The organism is Streptomyces sp. NBC_00009 (assembly GCF_045040855.1).
Classification (GTDB): domain Bacteria; phylum Actinomycetota; class Actinomycetes; order Streptomycetales; family Streptomycetaceae; genus Streptomyces; species Streptomyces aureus.
On the sequence record NZ_CP108312.1, the window covers coordinates 3,192,919 to 3,211,008 of the forward strand.

Below are 18,090 nucleotides of genomic sequence, written 5' to 3' on the forward strand. Positions count from 1 at the left end.
ACCCGCCGCCGGGGTCCGGGGTTACGGACCCCAGCGGTCGGTGTCAAGCCTAAAGCGTGAGCTCGGGTGAGTTACTCGCCCTTGGCCTTCGCGATGATCTCCTCGGCGACGTTCCGCGGAACCTCGGCGTAGGAGTCGAACTGCATCGAGTAGCTTGCGCGACCCGACGTCTTGCTGCGGAGGTCTCCGACGTAGCCGAACATCTCCGAGAGGGGCACGAGGCCCTTCACGACACGGGCGCCACTGCGCTCCTCCATGGCCTGGATCTGGCCACGGCGGGAGTTGATGTCGCCGATGACATCGCCCATGTAGTCCTCGGGCGTGGTGACCTCAACGGCCATCATCGGCTCGAGCAGCACGGGCTTGGCCTTGCGCGCGGCCTCCTTGAAGGCCTGCGAACCGGCGATCTTGAAGGCGAGCTCGGAGGAGTCGACCTCGTGGTAGCCACCGTCGAGAAGGATGACGCGGACGCCAGTCATCTCGTAGCCGGCCAGGATGCCGAACTGCATGGCCTCCTGCGCACCGGCGTCCACCGACGGGATGTACTCCCGCGGGATACGGCCACCGGTGACCTTGTTCACGAACTCGTACGACGACTCGCCGCTCTCGATCGGCTCGATCGCGATCTGCACCTTGGCGAACTGACCGGTACCACCGGTCTGCTTCTTGTGGGTGTAGTCGTGACGCTCGACGGCCTGACGGATCGTCTCGCGGTAAGCGACCTGCGGCTTACCGACGTTCGCCTCGACGCGGAACTCGCGCTTCATGCGGTCGACGAGCACCTCGAGGTGAAGCTCGCCCATACCACCGATGATGGTCTGGCCGGTCTCCTCGTCCGAGTGGACCTGGAAGGAGGGGTCCTCCTCCGAGAGGCGCTGGATGGCGACACCCAGCTTCTCCTGGTCGCCCTTGGACTTCGGCTCGATGGCGACCTGGATGACCGGCGCCGGGAAGTCCATGGACTCCAGGATCACCGGCTGCTTGTCGTCACAGAGCGTCTCACCCGTGGTGGTCTGCTTCAGACCCATGACGGCGACGATGTCACCGGCACCCACCGACTCGATCTCCTCACGCTTGTTCGCGTGCATACGGTAGATCTTGCCGATGCGCTCCTTCTTGCCCTTGACGGAGTTCAGCACGGCAGTGCCGGACTCCAGGCGGCCCGAGTAAACCCGGACGAAGGTGAGCTTGCCGAGGTGCGGGTCGCTCATGATCTTGAACGCCAGCGCCGAGAGGGGCTCCTCGTCGGACGGCTTGCGCTTGACGACCGTCTCCGGGTCCTTGACGTCGTGGCCCTCGATGGCCTCGACGTCCAGGGGGGACGGCAGGTAGCGCACGACGGCGTCGAGCAGGGGCTGAACGCCCTTGTTCTTGAACGCGGTGCCGCAGAACACGGGGGTGACGGTGGTGTCGCCGCCCTTGCCGGAGGCGATGGTGATGCGACGGATCGCCGCGTACAGCTGGTCCACCGAAGGCTCGGTGCCCTCGAGGTACAGCTCCATCATCTCTTCGTCGTTCTCCGCGACGACCTCGAGCAGCTTGCCGCGCCACTCGTCGGCGGCCTCGGTGTGCGTGGCCGGGATGTCGACGACGTCGTACGCCTCGCCCTTGGCCGCCTCGGCGGACCAGACGAACGCCTTCATCGTGACGAGGTCGACGACACCCTGGAAGTCCATCTCGGCGCCGATGGGCAGCTGCATGACGATCGGGGTCGCACCGAGGCGGTTGACAATCATGTCAACGCAGCGGTGGAACTCGGCGCCCGTACGGTCGAGCTTGTTGACGAAGCAGATACGCGGCACGCCGTAGCGGTCCGCCTGACGCCAGACAGTCTCGGACTGGGGCTCAACGCCGGCAACGCCGTCGAACACCGTCACGGCACCGTCGAGGACGCGGAGCGAACGCTCCACCTCGACGGTGAAGTCCACGTGGCCCGGGGTGTCGATGATGTTGATGGTGTGGTCGACATCGTTCAGCGGCCAGTGACAGGTGGTGGCAGCAGAGGTGATCGTGATGCCACGCTCCTGCTCCTGCTCCATCCAGTCCATGGTCGCGGCGCCGTCGTGGACCTCACCGATCTTGTACGAAACACCGGTGTAGAACAGGATCCGCTCGGTGGTCGTCGTCTTGCCCGCGTCGATGTGGGCCATGATGCCGATGTTGCGCACATGGGCCAGGTCAAGTGAAGTGGTAGCCATCTCGGCTCAGTCTTCTCTCGGTCTCGATGTGGGTAGCGACTACCAGCGGTAGTGCGCGAAGGCCTTGTTGGACTCGGCCATCTTGTGGGTGTCCTCACGCTTCTTGACGGCAGCGCCAAGACCGTTCGAGGCGTCGAGCAGCTCGTTCATGAGGCGCTCGGTCATGGTCTTCTCGCGGCGGGCGCGGGAGTAACCCACGAGCCAGCGCAGCGCGAGCGTGTTGGCGCGACCGGGCTTGACCTCGATCGGCACCTGGTAGGTGGCGCCACCGACACGGCGGGACTTGACCTCGAGGGTCGGCTTGATGTTCTCCAGCGCGCGCTTCAGCGTGATGACCGGGTCGTTGCCCGACTTCTCACGCAGACCCTCCATGGCGCCGTACACGATGCGCTCGGCGGTGGAGCGCTTGCCGTTCAGCAGCACCTTGTTGATGAGGGAGGTCACCAGAGGAGAACCGTAGACCGGGTCGATGATGACCGGGCGCTTCGGGGCGGGGCCCTTACGAGGCATTCTTACTTCTCCTTCTTGGCGCCGTAGCGGCTGCGGGCCTGCTTGCGGTTCTTGACACCCTGGGTGTCAAGCGAACCGCGGATGATCTTGTAACGAACACCAGGCAGGTCCTTCACACGGCCGCCACGCACGAGCACGATGGAGTGCTCCTGCAGGTTGTGTCCCTCACCCGGAATGTAGGCCGTGACCTCGATGCCGCTGGTCAGACGCACACGCGCGACCTTACGGAGGGCCGAGTTCGGCTTCTTCGGGGTGGTCGTGAACACACGCGTGCAGACGCCGCGACGCTGGGGCGAACCCTCGAGTGCGGGCGTCTTGTTCTTCTCGACCTTGTCCTGCCGGCCCTTCCGGACCAGCTGCTGGATCGTAGGCACTACTTCTCCGGTTTCTGTGTGCCGAATAGTAAAACTAACCTGGAACATCTCCCGACCCACGCGGTCGGGTGTGTCGAATACTGTGAACTCCCGCCGCCAAGCGGGAAGGGCGCAGATTACGGCGGCCCATCGCGGACTCCCGTAGCGGCTGACGACACGCACAGGAGCCCAGGCACACCCCAGGCACAAGGTCTGAGCGTACCTACCTCATCGGGTTCGGTCAAAACAAATGCAGTCCACCGCGACACGCCGGACTTCTCGCACCCCCGAACCATCCGTTCGTGGCCCGATCCTGGCCATTCCATGTTCATGCACCACTCGGCTTGAGTAGCTTGATCGCTCGCTGGAACGATCGGGGGGCACATGACAGGGGCGCATTTACCGGTGACGGAGGTCTCGACGACCGCGTCCCCTTCCTGGCCCGCCTGGAGAGCGCGGACCGCTCGGTCCTCCTCGCGCTCGGCCGCGAACTGAGCTTCGCGCCCCGCATCGAGCTCCTGCACCAGCACGAGCCGTCGTCGCACGTCCTGTTCATCGTGCACGGCTGGACCAAGGTGACCGCGTCGGCCGCCAATGGTTACGAGGCCCTGCTCGCCCTGCGCGGTCCCGGCGACATCATCGGGGAGTCCGCCGCACTGACGGGCCGGCCCCGCTCGGCGACCGTGACCGCCCTCGAACCCGTACGGGCCGTCGCCGTGGAGCACGAGCGGTTCACCGACTTCCTCGGCCGCTCCCCCGCCGTCTCCTTCGCCCTGCTCGGGCTCACCGCCGACCGCACCCGGGCCGCCGACCGGCGCCGCCTGGAGTTCGCCTCCATGAGCGTGCGGGAGCGCTTCGCCGTCCTGCTGCTCGATCTGGCCCGCACCCATGGGCGGCGTACGGACGAGGGCATCGAGCTCGACGTGCCGCTGAGCAAGCAGGAGCTCGCCGGGTCCGTGGGCGCCTCGCGGGAGATGGTGCAGCGGCTGCTCAAGGAGCTCCGGGAGCGCGACGCGGTGGCCACCGGGCGGCGGGCGCTGCTGATCATGCGCCCGGACATCCTGCGCCGAATAGCGCGGGCCGAGCGCCCCTGACCCCGGTCACGGACAGCGACCCCGGCAACCCCGAGAGCGACTCTGTGCACACGGTCACACTCCGAGTGCGTCATCCTCCCTCACCACTCGCACGCGGTCGTCGCCACTCTCTTGGGCAGCACCACTCCCCCACCGAAGGGCGAACATGAGCGACCCCGTGAGCCGCACCATCCTGCTGCTCGACATCGAGAAGTACAGCGACCGGGACGACGTCGAGCAGGCGTATCTGCGCCGGATGCTCTACGACATCACCGACCGGGCCCTCGAGAGCGCCGGCGTCGACGAGACGCTGCGTCTGCGCGCCGACCGGGGCGACTCCGTCATGGAGCTGATCGACGCCAACGCCTCCGTGACCGCTCTCCTGCGGGCGCTGCTCACCGACGTGCCGGCCGAGCTGCGGGCGGTGAACCGGATGGCGTCGCGCTCGGCGCAGATCCGGCTGCGGGCCGTGCTCGCCACCGGGTACGTCGCGGTCGACGAGCTCGACGGCTGGGTCGGCTCCGACCTCAACCACGCCTGCCGGCTCCTGGACGGCGAGGTGCTGCGCGCGGCCCTGCGGGACAGCGGGGACGACTTCGCGCTCTGCGTGTCGGAGAGCGTGTACGCGGGGATCGTGCGGCACGACAGGACCGGCGTACCGGCGGCCGACTTCCACGCCGTGACGGTGGACAGCAAGAACGGGCCCCTGCGGGCCTGGCTGCACGGGACCGCGCCCGGCGGCGCCGACGACCACAGGGATGTCCGGAACCACAGTGAGCGGGGGCCCGGGGTGAGCCCGGTGCCGGACGGCGGCTCGGGGGAGCGTCCGGCGCCGGGTGGGTCCCAGGGGAATGCCGCCCCTCAGGGAGCCGCTCAGGGGGGCGCTCAGGGGGGCGTCGTCATCACCTTCAACGGCGGCTCCCCCAGCTTCGGCGGCAGCTTCGTCGCCGGGGACCAGCACGGGGTCTCCGGCGGCCGGGTCACGGGAGACGTGCACCTGGGCGGGTCGGGCTCAGGGCTGGGTTCGGGATCCGGGTCCGGGGGTGAGTCGGCGTGACCGTGCCCCCGCCTTCGGCGCCCGCCCCCGACGACGTACCGCACGTAGAGCCCCGCACGGACTTCGAGGACGCCGACGGGACCGAGGAGGGGACGCAGGAGGCGCGCGCCGCGCAGCGCGAACTCTTCTCGCACACCCCGGCTTTCATCCTCGACAGGGCCGGCTTCGGGGGCAGCCTGGTGGGCGGCGCCCAGCACGGGGTGTCCGGCGGTGAGGTCGCCGGTGACGTGTTCCTCGGCGGCAAGACGGAGAACCACTACTACAACGGTCCGGCCGCCGCGGCCACGCACACCTCCGGGGAGATCCCCCAAGGGGACCTCGACGCGCTGGCCGCGGTCTTCGTCGAGGGCCCGGCCTTCGCGTCCGCGCTGGCACGGCTGCGCGAGGAGCGCGTCCTGGTCCTGGCGGGCGCCCACGCCGGCGGCCGGTACGCCGCCGCGTGCATGCTGCTGCACCGCCTCGGCGTACCGGCCGTGCACGCCCTGTCCCCGGAGACGAGCTCCTCGGCCCTCACTGCCCAGCTCTCGGCGCCCGGCGGTCACGTCCTGCGCGACCTGCCGCTGAGCCGCAACCGGCCCCTGCGGGACACCCATCTGTACGCGGCCCGCGACCGGCTCAAGAAGGTCGACGGGTATCTGGTGGTGACCGTCGAGAACTCGCCGTTCCTGATCGGCGCCACCCCTTCGGTCTGGAAGCCGCCGGAGGCCGGGGCGGTGGTGCGCGCGCACGTGAGCCGGCGTCGCGGCGCGGACGCCGACGAGCTGCTCTCCCTCGCCCCCGTGCGGGACTTCCTCTCCCGCGGGCACCACCACCCCGCCGAGGCCACCAGGTTCGCGCAGCAGCTGACCGGCTACGACGGGAGCGAGCAGGCCCTGGCCCGCCTCGCGGACTTCGGGCAGGCCGCGGTCGAACGGCAGTGCCGTGGGTGGCTGAGCGACCCCGAGTCCACCCTGCGCGACAAGGCCTTCCTGATCTCGCTCGCCGTCTTCGACCAGGCGCCGTACGTCCTCGCGGCCGAGCTCGCGGACAAGCTCTACGTCCATTTCCAGCGGTTGCAGCATCCCGAACAGCCGCCGGAGATCCCGGTGTTCGGGCCCGCCGCCGAGGCCCGGCTCGAGCAGGCGCGGGCCGACGGAGAGGTACGGGACGAGGAGACCGAGTGGGGTCCCGTGCCGCAGTTCACCGCGTACTTCCGCAAGGAGGACACCCCGCGCGTCCTGCTCACCGAGGTGTGGACCGGCCATCCGTCGGCCCGGCCCGCGCTCGTCGCCTGGCTGAAGGAGCTGGCCAGGGACGGCCGCCCCGTCGTACGGACCCGGGCCGCCGCGGCCACCGCGCTGCTCGCCCGCGCCGACCTGCCCTCGGCGGTGGCGCTGCTGATCGACGGCTGGGCCGTCTCGAAGTTCTTCGGCCCCCGCGTCACCGCCGCGAACGCGCTGACGCTCGCCCAGATCCTCGACGCCCCCGCCGTCCTGCGGCTGCTCACCCAGTGGTGCACGGACCCCCACTGGGCCCGCCGCTGGACCGCGATCCGCGCGTTCGGGCTGCTCACACCACTCCGCCCGGACCTGGTCGGCCCAGCACTGAGCGCGCTCGCCGCGCGCGCCCGCGCCGACAGCAGCAGCAAGGCCGAGAGCGCCAACCTCATCGAGTCGACGGCCCTGCTGCTCTCCGTGGGCAACCGCCGCGGCGAGATGCTCTCCGAACTCGCCCGCCTGCTCCACCACGACACCCCGGCCGTCCGGGCGCTCGCACTCAACGCCTTCGTACGCGCCTGCGACAACCCCGAGGACGGCGCGCTCGTCGAGTGGTACGCCGACACCGGCATGTACGAGGCGGACTCGGCCGGTGACCTCGCCACGCTCTGGCGCACCGCGCTCGGCGACCGCGCCCACACCCGGCCCGCCCTGAACGCCCTGCACACCTGGGTGTACGCGGCCGAACGCAGCGCCGCCGTGTCCACCGCCCTGGAGCTTCTGCTGCCCGCGCTCGTCGTGACGGCGGACGACCACAAGCGGCTCAGCCACGAGCTGCGCGGCCTGCGCTCCCCGGACGGCGGCCTGCGCCCGCCCACCGCCGACCGCCTGCTCGCAGTGCTGCATCCGAACGCCAACACCCCCGGATCCACGAGGAGTTGAACCATGGCGGACTTCCGCCGTCAGCCGGAGTGGCAGCAAGGAGCCCACCGGCACAGCACACTGATCGACCCCGTACTCACCGTCCGCCCCATCGCGCGTTTCGACTACACGGCCCGACGCGCGGTCACCGCGATCGACCACGCGCTGGTCTTCGTCACGGCGAAGGGCGCGTACGACGTCTACGTCCCGCCGCACCGGCCGAGCCGCTCGGACGCCGCGAGCCGCCGCTACACCTCGGTCTACGAGGTCGACATGGGCAGTCATCCCGTACAGCTCGAACTGTCGCTGCCCAGCGACGACGACGCGTTCTCGTTCGGCGCCACGGCCGATCTGACCTGGCGGGTCGCGGATCCGATCGCCTATGTGGCGAGCGGGGAGCGCGACGTCCCGACGCGGCTGACCCGTGAACTCCATCAGCTCGGGCGGCCGGTCAGCCGCGGCTTCTCGATCGAGGACAGCCCACGCGCCGAGCGCGCGGTCCAGGAAGCGGTGGAGGCCGGCGGCTTCGCGGTGGGCATCGGCCTGGCCGTCACCTGCGTCCTGCGGCTGCGCCTGGACGACGAGGCGATCGCGCACCGGCGCAAGCAGCGGAGCCTGCGCTACGAGACCGACCTGCTCGACCCCGCGCACGAGTTCCGGCTCCGCCAGGCCCGGCAGCAGCACGAGCTGGAGGTCCTGCGCCAGCAGCAGGACCAGGAACTGGTCTCCGCGAAAATCGACTTCTACCGGTACTGGCTCCAGCACGGCGGCGTCGGAGCGTGGGCCCTTCACCTCGCCCAGCACCCCGAAGACACGCGGCTGGTCGTGAGCAGCATCCAGAAGGACCAGCTCTCGCTCATCAAGGACGAGTTGGAACTGATCGCCGGGGACTCGCTGGAGGACTTCCAGAAGGCGGAGTCCGCCCGCGCACTGCTGCCGGCGGTCAACGACTTGATCGAGCAGCAGCCTCCCGCTCCGGCTCCGGCTCCGGCTCCGGCGGGGCAGGAAGCGGTGCCGGGGCACCCGTACGCGCCGCCCACGTCCGGCACGCCGTACGTCCCCCAGCAGGCGCCCGGGACCCCCTACGGGCCGCCCTACGCGGCCACCGGGCCGACCCCCGCGGTGCCCCCGGCTCCCGGCTCGGGCGCGGCCGGACCTGAAGCGGGCCACGCATGAGCACTCCCGACGCCCCGCCCGAACCCGCCGTCACCCTCGGCTCCCGCGCCGGCGAGCGGCTGCTCGGCGAGTTACGGGGCGAGATCGCCCGCGCGGACAGCAAGGCGTCCGTGCTGGTGGCGGCGCTCGGAATGACGGCCGGAGCGTTCAGCGGACTGCTGGCAGGACGGGACTGGAACCCCACCGCACTGTCGGGACCTGGATCCGTCCTGTGGTGGGCCGGGGCCGCGGCCCTGGCGCTCTCCCTGTTCGCGCTGCTCCTCGCCGTACTCCCCCGGTACCGCACCGACTCCTGGGCCCCGGGCCAACCGCTGTGCTACTTCGGCGACATCCGGCAAGCCATACACAACGGCCTGTTGGCGTCCGCGCTCGCCGACACCGACCGCGATCCCGCCGCCGCGCTCACGGCGGCCCTCACCGAAACCAGCCGCATCGCCGCCCGCAAGCACCAGTGGATCCGCACCGGCCTGATCGCCTTCTGCACCGGCACGGCCCTGCTCCCCACCGCCCTGCTCATTGGCTGACGCCCCCACACCAGAAGGAACCGTCCCCATGCCGCAGCCCCCGGACCAGACATCCCCGGACCCCCAACAGCCCGTGACCGCCACTCCCCCACCCCAGTACCCGGGCGCGGCCACGGCACCACCGCAGTACCCAGGTCCAGCCACAGCGCCACCGCAGTACCCAGGTACAGCCACAGCGCCACCGCAGTACCCAGGTACAGCCACAGCACCACCGCAGTACCCAGGTACGCCCACACCACCCCCGCAGTACCCCGGCACGCCGACGTCCCCACCCGCGTATCCCGGTGCGGCCGCGCCCCCGCCCCAGTACCCAGGCGCCACCACCCCCCAGGCCCCCTACGTACCGCCCCAGTACCCGAACCCGGCCGCCCCACAGCCTGGATACCCGGCCGCCCCACAGCCCGGCTACGGCTACGGCCACGGCCACGGCCACCCCAGCGCGTACCCCCAGTACCCCGGCACCCCCGCCCCGCAACACCAAGCCCCCACCCACCCCTTCGGCCCCCAACCCTCCGCCCCGGACGACCTCCACTACCGTCACCTCGGCTCACGCGTTCACGTCGCGGCGCATCAGCGTGGGGCCGATGCCACCGCGATCGGGCAGCTGGCGACCCAGGTTCCGGGGTTCCTCGTGAGCCTCGCCGTGGTCAGCGCGATCTCCGTGGCGATGTTCGGCAGCACCGCCGGCTGGATCGTGATCCTGGCCTGGCTCGCCTCCGGGGCGCTCGTCTTCCACCGGCCCACCGAACTGGCCTTCGCCCGGCACGTGCTGAAGCTCCGGCGGCCTCTGGCCGAGGAACGCGCGCGCCTGGAGCCCATCTGGCGCGAGGTCACGGCCCGCGCGGGCGTGGAGGCGGACACGTATGAGCTGATGATCGAGAACAGCACCGACCTGAACGCGATGGCGGCCGCCGGACACGTCGTCGGCGTCACCACGTACGCGCTCAACAGGATCCCCAGCAGCAACCTGGCCGCGGTACTCGCCCATGAGCTCGGCCACCACACCGGCGGCCACGCCTGGGCCGGCCTGCTCGGCTACTGGTACTCGCTGCCGGGCAGGATCGCCTGGGCCGTGACCCGGGGCCTTGCCAGGGTCGCGCTCGCCGTCGCCCGCGTCTTCTCGTTCGCCGGGACCGGCCTCATGTACCTCTTCATGGGCGCCTTCGTGGTGTTCGGCTTCATCGCCGCCTGGTACATCACCATCCCGCTCGTGCTCGCCCCGTACCTGCTCGCGGCCGCGGGCCGGCGCGGTGAGCTGCGGGCCGACCAGCAGTCCGCGGCCCTCGGCTTCGCGCCCGAGATGGCGCAGGTCCTGCACCACTTCCAGGCCGAACAGGACGCGGCGAAGGCCCACGCCGCCGCGCAGGGCAGGAAGCTCCGCGAGCCGGGCGGGCTGGCCAAGCTCCTCTCCAGCCACCCCGACAACTACACCCGGCTGCGTGCCCTGGAGCCCTACCTCCAGACCGTCCGCTGACCGCGGCCGACTACTCCTGGAAACGCCGAAGGGCGCCCACCCCGTAAAAACGGAGTGGGCGCCCTTCGTCAGACGTACGCCTTACTGGTTGTACGGACCGTAGTCGTAGTCCTCCAGCGGAACGGCCTGGCCGGAGCCCGTGCCGAACGGCGAGTAGTCGATGTCGTCGTAACCGACGGCCGAGTACATCGCGGCCTTGGCCTCTTCGGTCGGCTCGACCCGGATGTTGCGGTAGCGGGACAGACCCGTACCGGCCGGGATGAGCTTACCGATGATGACGTTCTCCTTGAGGCCGATGAGGCTGTCGGACTTGGCGTTGATCGCCGCATCCGTCAGGACTCGGGTCGTCTCCTGGAAGGAGGCGGCCGACAGCCAGGATTCCGTCGCCAGCGAGGCCTTGGTGATACCCATCAGCTGCGGACGGCCGGAGGCGGGGTGACCGCCCTCGGTGACCACACGACGGTTCTCGGTCTCGAACTTCGAGCGCTCGACGAGCTCGCCCGGCAGCAGCTCCGCGTCGCCGGACTCGATGATCGTCACGCGGCGCAGCATCTGCCGGATGATGATCTCGATGTGCTTGTCGTGGATCGACACACCCTGCGAGTTGTAGACCTTCTGGACTTCGCCGACCAGGTGGACCTGGACCGCACGCTGACCGAGGATCCGCAGCACGTCGTGCGGGTTCGTGGCACCGACGGTGAGCTTCTGGCCCACCTCGACCGCGTCGCCCTCGCCGACCAGGAGACGGGCACGCTTCGAGATCGGGAACGCCGTCTCGTCGCTGCCGTCGTCCGGGGTGACGACGAGCTTCTTGGTCTTCTCGGTCTCCTCGATACGGACGCGGCCCTTGGCCTCCGAGATCGGGGCGACACCCTTCGGCGTACGAGCCTCGAAGAGCTCGACGACACGGGGCAGACCCTGGGTGATGTCGTCACCGGCCACACCACCGGTGTGGAAGGTACGCATCGTCAGCTGGGTACCGGGCTCACCGATGGACTGGGCGGCGATGATGCCGACCGCCTCACCGATGTCGACCAGCTTGCCGGTGGCCAGCGAGCGTCCGTAGCAGAAGGCACAGGTGCCGACCGTGGACTCGCAGGTGAGGATCGAGCGGGTCTTGACCTGCTCGACACCGTGCTGGATCAGCTGGTCGATGAGCACGTCGCCCAGGTCGACGTTGGCCGGCGCGATCACCTTGCCGTCGATGACGACGTCCTCGGCGAGCATACGGGCGTAGACGCTGGTCTCGACGTCGTCCGTCTTACGAAGGACGCCGTCCTCGCCGCGCGCACCGATCTGCAGCTTGAGGCCGCGCTCGGTACCGCAGTCCTCCTCGCGGATGATGACGTCCTGCGAGACGTCCACCAGACGACGGGTCAGGTAACCCGAGTCGGCGGTACGCAGGGCGGTGTCCGCGAGACCCTTACGGGCACCGTGCGTGGAGATGAAGTACTCAAGCACGGTCAGGCCCTCACGGAAGGAGGCCTTGATCGGACGCGGGATGGTCTCGTTCTTCGCGTTCGACACCAGACCACGCATACCGGCGATCTGACGCATCTGCATCATGTTTCCTCGGGCACCCGAGTCAACCATCATGAAGATGGGGTTCGTCTTGGGGAAGTTCGCGTTCATCGCCTCGGCAACCTCGTTGGTCGCCTTGGTCCAGATCGCGATGAGCTCCTGCGTGCGCTCGTCCTTGGTGATCAGACCGCGCTCGTACTGCTTCTGGACCTTCTCGTCCTGCGCCTCGTAGCCCGCGACGATCTCCTTCTTGGCCGCGGGGACCACGACGTCGGAGATGGCCACGGTGACACCGGAACGGGTCGCCCAGAAGAAGCCGGCCGCCTTCAGGTTGTCGAGCGTCGCCGCCACGATGACCTTGGGGTAGCGCTCGGCCAGGTCGTTGACGATCTCGGAGAGCTGCTTCTTGCCCACCGAGTAGTCGACGAACGGGTAGTCCTCGGGCAGCAGCTCGTTGAAGAGCGCGCGGCCCAGGGTCGTACGCAGCCGGAAGCTGTCGCCCGACTGGTACTCCGGCTCGCCTTCCTCGACGGCCGGCGGGGTCCAGCCACGCGGCGGGATGGTGCCCACCGGGAAGCGGATGTCGACGGACGACTGGAGCGCGAGCTCGCCGGCGTCGAACGCCATGATCGCCTCGGCGGTGGAGCCGAACGCACGGCCCTCGCCCTTGACGTCACGCAGCTCACCGTCGGTGGTGAGGAAGAACAGACCGAGGACCATGTCCTGGGTCGGCATCGTCACCGGACGGCCGTCGGCGGGCTTGAGGATGTTGTTCGAGGACAGCATCAGGATGCGGGCCTCGGCCTGCGCCTCCGCGGAGAGCGGCAGGTGCACGGCCATCTGGTCACCGTCGAAGTCCGCGTTGAACGCGGTGCAGACGAGCGGGTGGATCTGGATGGCCTTGCCCTCGACCAGCTGCGGCTCGAAGGCCTGGATGCCGAGGCGGTGCAGCGTCGGCGCACGGTTCAGCAGAACCGGGTGCTCGGCGATGACCTCTTCCAGGACGTCGTACACGACCGTGCGGCCGCGCTCGACCATGCGCTTGGCGCTCTTGATGTTCTGCGCGTGGTTCAGGTCGACCAGGCGCTTCATCACGAACGGCTTGAAGAGCTCCAGCGCCATGGCCTTCGGGAGACCACACTGGTGCAGCTTCAGCTGCGGGCCGACGACGATGACTGAACGCGCCGAGTAGTCGACTCGCTTACCGAGCAGGTTCTGACGGAAACGACCCTGCTTGCCCTTGAGCATGTCGGACAGCGACTTCAGCGGACGGTTGCCGGGGCCCGTGACCGGGCGACCACGACGGCCGTTGTCGAAGAGCGCGTCGACGGCCTCCTGAAGCATGCGCTTCTCGTTGTTCACGATGATCTCGGGGGCACCGAGGTCAAGGAGTCGCTTCAGGCGGTTGTTGCGGTTGATCACGCGGCGGTACAGGTCGTTCAGGTCGGAGGTCGCGAAGCGGCCACCGTCCAGCTGCACCATCGGACGCAGGTCCGGCGGGATGACCGGCACGCAGTCGAGCACCATGCCCTTGGGGCTGTTGCTGGTCTGCAGGAACGCGGAGACGACCTTGAGGCGCTTGAGCGCACGGGTCTTCTTCTGGCCCTTGCCGGTACGGATGATCTCGCGGAGGCGCTCGGCCTCCTCCTCGAGGTCGAAGGACTCCAGGCGCTTCTGCAGGGCAGCGGCACCCATGGAGCCGTCGAAGTACGTGCCGAAGCGGTCACGCAGCTCACGGTAGAGCAGCTCGTCACCTTCGAGGTCCTGGACCTTGAGGTTCTTGAAGCGGTTCCACACCTCGTCGAGGCGGTCGATCTCGCGCTGCGCACGGTCGCGCAGCTGCTTCATCTCGCGCTCCGCGCCTTCGCGCACCTTGCGGCGCACGTCGGCCTTGGCACCCTCGGCCTCGAGCTCGGCCAGGTCGGTCTCGAGCTTCTTGGCGCGGGCCTCCAGGTCGGAGTCGCGACGGTTCTCGATCTGCTGACGCTCCACCTGGACGTGCGCCTCGAGGGAGGGCAGGTCGCGGGTGCGGCGCTCCTCGTCCACGAACGTGATCATGTACGCCGCGAAGTAGATGACCTTCTCGAGGTCCTTCGGGGCGAGATCAAGCAGGTAGCCGAGGCGCGACGGAACGCCCTTGAAGTACCAGATGTGCGTGACAGGGGCGGCCAGCTCAATGTGGCCCATCCGCTCACGACGCACCTTGGCGCGAGTGACCTCGACGCCGCAGCGCTCGCAGATGATGCCCTTGAAGCGGACACGCTTGTACTTACCGCAGTAGCACTCCCAGTCCCGGGTCGGACCGAAGATCTTCTCGCAGAAGAGTCCGTCCTTCTCGGGCTTGAGGGTGCGGTAGTTGATGGTCTCGGGCTTCTTGACCTCGCCGTGAGACCAGGTCCGGATGTCGTCCGCGGTGGCAAGGCCGATCCGCAGCTCGTCGAAGAAGTTGACGTCGAGCACTGTGCGTCAATCCCTCTTTCGGGGTTGTGCCCCTCGCGTTAGCGAGAAATAAGGCGCTTCATCATGGTCTGAACGGTCCCGGGGATGGCCGGGGGCTCCTTGTGGGAGCCCCCGACCAGGCCCGTCAGACCTCTTCGACGCTGCTCGGCTCGCGCCGGGACAGGTCGATACCGAGCTCCTCCGCCGCGCGGAAGACGTCCTCGTCGGTGTCGCGCATCTCGATGGACATGCCGTCCGAGGACAGCACCTCCACGTTGAGGCAGAGCGACTGCATTTCCTTGATGAGCACCTTGAAGGACTCGGGAATGCCCGGCTCGGGAATGTTTTCGCCCTTGACGATGGCCTCGTAGACCTTCACGCGGCCGGTCACGTCGTCGGACTTGATCGTCAGGAGCTCCTGGAGGGCGTACGCGGCACCGTAAGCCTCAAGCGCCCACACCTCCATCTCACCGAATCGCTGGCCACCGAACTGAGCCTTACCACCCAGCGGCTGCTGGGTGATCATGGAGTACGGACCGGTCGAACGGGCGTGGAGCTTGTCGTCGACCAGGTGGTGCAGCTTGAGGATGTACATGTACCCGATCGAGATCGGGTCCGGGAACGGCTCACCGGAGCGGCCGTCGAACAGGTTGGCCTTGCCGGACGGCTGGACCAGACGGTCACCGTCGCGGTTCGGGATCGTGGCCTCGAAGAGACCGGAGATCTCGTCCTCACGGGCACCGTCGAAGACCGGGGTCGCGACGTTGGTACCGGGGGCGACCTGGTCGGCGCCGATGGCCTGCAGGCGCTGGGCCCACTCGTCACCGAGGCCGGAGACGTCCCAGCCGCGGCTGGCGAGCCAGCCGAGGTGGATCTCCAGGACCTGTCCCGGGTTCATTCGGGACGGCACACCCAGCGGGTTGAGGATGATGTCGACCGGAGTTCCGTCCTCGAGGAACGGCATGTCCTCGATCGGAAGGATCTTCGAGATAACACCCTTGTTGCCGTGGCGGCCGGCGAGCTTGTCACCGTCCGTGATCTTGCGCTTCTGCGCCACGTAGACACGAACCAGCTGGTTCACGCCCGGCGGCAGCTCGTCGCCCTCTTCACGGTCGAAGACGCGGACGCCGATGACCTTGCCGATCTCACCGTGCGGCACCTTCAGCGAGGTGTCGCGCACCTCGCGCGCCTTCTCACCGAAGATCGCGCGGAGCAGGCGCTCCTCGGGCGTCAGCTCGGTCTCACCCTTGGGCGTGACCTTGCCGACGAGGATGTCGCCGGCGACGACCTCGGCACCGATACGGATGATGCCGCGCTCGTCGAGGTCGGCGAGGACCTCTTCGGAGACGTTCGGGATGTCCCGGGTGATCTCCTCCGGGCCGAGCTTGGTGTCACGGGCGTCGACCTCGTGCTCCTCGATGTGGATCGAGGAGAGGACGTCGTCCTGCACGAGGCGCTGCGACAGGATGATCGCGTCCTCGTAGTTGTGACCCTCCCACGGCATGAACGCCACGAGCAGGTTCTTGCCGAGCGCCATCTCGCCGTTCTCGGTCGCGGGACCGTCGGCCAGGACCTGGCCCTCGATCACGCGGGCGCCCTCGTCCACGACAACCTTCTGGTTGACGGAGGTGCCCTGGTTGGAGCGCGAGAACTTCGCGAGGCGGTACGTGGTGTACGTGCCGTCGTCGTTGGCGGTGGTGATGTAGTCCGCGGAAACCTCCTGGACCACACCGTCCTTCTCCGCCTTGAGCACGTCGCCCGCGTCAGTGGCGCAGCGGTACTCCATGCCCGTGCCGACGAGCGGCGCCTCGGACTTGATGAGCGGAACGGCCTGACGCATCATGTTCGCGCCCATGAGGGCACGGTTGGCGTCGTCGTGCTCGAGGAACGGGATCATCGCGGTCGCGACCGACACCATCTGGCGCGGCGAGACGTCCATGTAGTCGACGTCGTCGCCCGGGATGTAGTCGATCTCGCCGCCACGGCGGCGGACCAGGACGCGGTTCTCCGTGAACCGCATGTCCTCGCCGAGGCCGGCGTTGGCCTGGGCGATCACGAAGCGGTCTTCCTCGTCGGCCGTCAGGTAGTCGACGTCGTCGGTGACGACGCCCTCGACGACCTTGCGGTACGGCGTCTCGACGAAGCCGAACGCGTTGACGCGGCCGTACGAGGCGAGCGAACCGATCAGACCGATGTTCGGGCCTTCAGGGGTCTCAATCGGGCACATGCGGCCGTAGTGAGACGGGTGCACGTCACGGACCTCGAAGCCGGCCCGCTCACGGGAGAGACCACCCGGGCCAAGAGCCGACAGGCGGCGCTTGTGGGTGAGACCCGACAGCGGGTTGTTCTGGTCCATGAACTGCGACAGCTGGCTGGTGCCGAAGAACTCCTTGATGGAGGCGACGACCGGCCGGATGTTGATCAGGGTCTGCGGCGTGATCGCCTCGACGTCCTGAGTCGTCATGCGCTCGCGGACGACGCGCTCCATACGAGCCAGACCCGTGCGGACCTGGTTCTGGATGAGCTCGCCGACGTTGCGCAGACGACGGTTGCCGAAGTGGTCGATGTCGTCGGTCTCGACGACGATCGACGTGCCGTTGTCGCCAACGGTCTCGGTCTCACCGGCGTGCAGCTTCACCAGGTACTTGATCGACGAGATGATGTCCTCGACGGTCAGGACGCCGGCGTCCAGCGGGGCTTCGCCGCCCAGCTTCTTGTTGACCTTGTAGCGGCCGACCTTCGCGAGGTCGTAGCGCTTCGGGTTGAAGTAGAGGTTCTCGAGCAGCGTCTGCGCGGCCTCACGCGTCGGCGGCTCGCCCGGACGCAGCTTGCGGTAGATGTCGAGGAGCGCGTCGTCCTGGCCCTGGGTGTGGTCCTTCTCCAGGGTGGCGCGCATGGACTCGTACTCGCCGAACTCCTCGAGGATCTGCTCGGTCGTCCAACCGAGAGCCTTCAGGAGAACGGTGACGGACTGCTTGCGCTTGCGGTCGATGCGGACACCGACCATGTCGCGCTTGTCGATCTCCATCTCGAGCCAGGCACCCCGGGACGGGATGACCTTGGCCGAGAAGATGTCCTTGTCGGACGTCTTGTCGATCGAGGAGTCGAAGTAGACGCCCGGCGAGCGGACAAGCTGCGACACAACGACACGCTCGGTGCCGTTGATGACGAAGGTGCCCTTGTTGGTCATGAGCGGGAAGTCGCCCATGAAGACCGTCTGGGACTTGATCTCGCCGGTCTCGTTGTTGGTGAACTCGGCGGTGACGAAGAGCGGGGCGCCGAACGTGAAGTCGCGCTCCTTGCACTCGTCGATCGAGTTCTTCGGCGGCTCGAAACGGTGGTCGCGGAACGTCAGGGACATCGACCCTGAGAAGTCCTCGATCGGGGAGATCTCCTCGAAGATCTCCTCCAGACCGGACTTCCTGGGGACGTCCTGTCCGCTTTCCAGAGCCGCCTCGACACGAGCCTTCCACGCGTCGTTGCCGAGCAGCCAGTCGAAGCTTTCGGTCTGCAGCGCAAGAAGGTTCGGAACCTCGAGGGGCTCCTTGATCTTTGCAAAGGAAATGCGCAGCGGGGCGGTGCTGGCGCCGTTGTTCGTATTCGCGGTCGAGGCAGTGCGCGAGGCGGCCAAGAGGGGGTCCTTCCGAG

The 18,090-nt window shown here is 68.4% G+C and carries 11 protein-coding genes; 6 read left to right on the forward strand and 5 right to left on the reverse strand.

The window, feature by feature from the left end; all coding sequences use genetic code 11:
- Nucleotides 1-71: 71 nt before the first annotated feature.
- From fusA to rpsL, 3 genes are read right to left on the reverse strand one after another with little or no spacing between them, the layout of a single operon-like run.
- A complete protein-coding gene (fusA, locus tag OHA58_RS14210; RefSeq protein ID WP_405479017.1) occupies nt 72-2,198 on the reverse strand; it encodes an elongation factor G in 2,127 nt (708 codons plus the stop codon).
- A 39-nt stretch (nt 2,199-2,237) separates the two neighbouring features.
- Nucleotides 2,238-2,708 carry a 30S ribosomal protein S7 gene (gene rpsG, locus OHA58_RS14215; protein WP_116511074.1) on the reverse strand — a complete coding sequence of 157 codons (471 nt, stop codon included), beginning with the start codon at nt 2,706-2,708 and terminating at the stop codon, nt 2,238-2,240.
- A gap of 2 nt (nt 2,709-2,710) precedes the next feature.
- Entirely contained in the window at nt 2,711-3,082 is a 372-nt protein-coding gene (gene rpsL, locus OHA58_RS14220) for a 30S ribosomal protein S12 (protein ID WP_003948652.1), read from the reverse strand.
- 332 nt (nt 3,083-3,414) lie between these two features.
- Between rpsL and OHA58_RS14225 the strand changes: the two genes are divergently transcribed.
- The 6 genes from OHA58_RS14225 to OHA58_RS14250 all read left to right on the forward strand — a co-directional run bounded on the left by OHA58_RS14225 (nt 3,415) and on the right by OHA58_RS14250 (nt 10,482).
- Entirely contained in the window at nt 3,415-4,155 is a 741-nt protein-coding gene (locus tag OHA58_RS14225) for a Crp/Fnr family transcriptional regulator (RefSeq protein ID WP_405484971.1), read from the forward strand.
- A gap of 145 nt (nt 4,156-4,300) precedes the next feature.
- On the forward strand, nt 4,301-5,191 hold the full coding sequence (locus tag OHA58_RS14230) for a hypothetical protein (RefSeq protein WP_405479018.1): 891 nt from the start codon (nt 4,301-4,303) through the stop codon (nt 5,189-5,191).
- Nucleotides 5,188-7,329 (forward strand): hypothetical protein, encoded by a 2,142-nt coding sequence (locus tag OHA58_RS14235; RefSeq protein ID WP_405479019.1) that lies wholly within the window; start codon nt 5,188-5,190, stop codon nt 7,327-7,329. The genes OHA58_RS14230 and OHA58_RS14235 overlap by 4 nt, the downstream gene beginning before the upstream one ends.
- 3 nt (nt 7,330-7,332) lie before the next feature.
- The gene (locus tag OHA58_RS14240; RefSeq protein ID WP_405479020.1) at nt 7,333-8,484 is read left to right on the forward strand and encodes a PE-PGRS family protein; all 1,152 of its coding nucleotides are present in this window, start codon (nt 7,333-7,335) and stop codon (nt 8,482-8,484) included.
- Nucleotides 8,481-9,008 (forward strand): Pycsar system effector family protein, encoded by a 528-nt coding sequence (locus OHA58_RS14245; RefSeq protein ID WP_405479021.1) that lies wholly within the window; start codon nt 8,481-8,483, stop codon nt 9,006-9,008. The genes OHA58_RS14240 and OHA58_RS14245 overlap by 4 nt, the downstream gene beginning before the upstream one ends.
- Before the next feature lie 631 nt (nt 9,009-9,639).
- The gene (locus OHA58_RS14250) at nt 9,640-10,482 is read left to right on the forward strand and encodes a M48 family metalloprotease (protein ID WP_405479022.1); all 843 of its coding nucleotides are present in this window, start codon (nt 9,640-9,642) and stop codon (nt 10,480-10,482) included.
- Nucleotides 10,483-10,563: 81 nt separating this feature from the next.
- Here the strand turns inward: OHA58_RS14250 and OHA58_RS14255 are convergent, their stop codons facing one another.
- The gene (locus OHA58_RS14255) at nt 10,564-14,463 is read right to left on the reverse strand and encodes a DNA-directed RNA polymerase subunit beta' (protein WP_383087275.1); all 3,900 of its coding nucleotides are present in this window, start codon (nt 14,461-14,463) and stop codon (nt 10,564-10,566) included.
- A 124-nt stretch (nt 14,464-14,587) separates the two neighbouring features.
- A complete protein-coding gene (gene rpoB, locus OHA58_RS14260) occupies nt 14,588-18,073 on the reverse strand; it encodes a DNA-directed RNA polymerase subunit beta (protein WP_405479023.1) in 3,486 nt (1,161 codons plus the stop codon).
- Between the last annotated feature and the right edge of the window lie 17 nt (nt 18,074-18,090).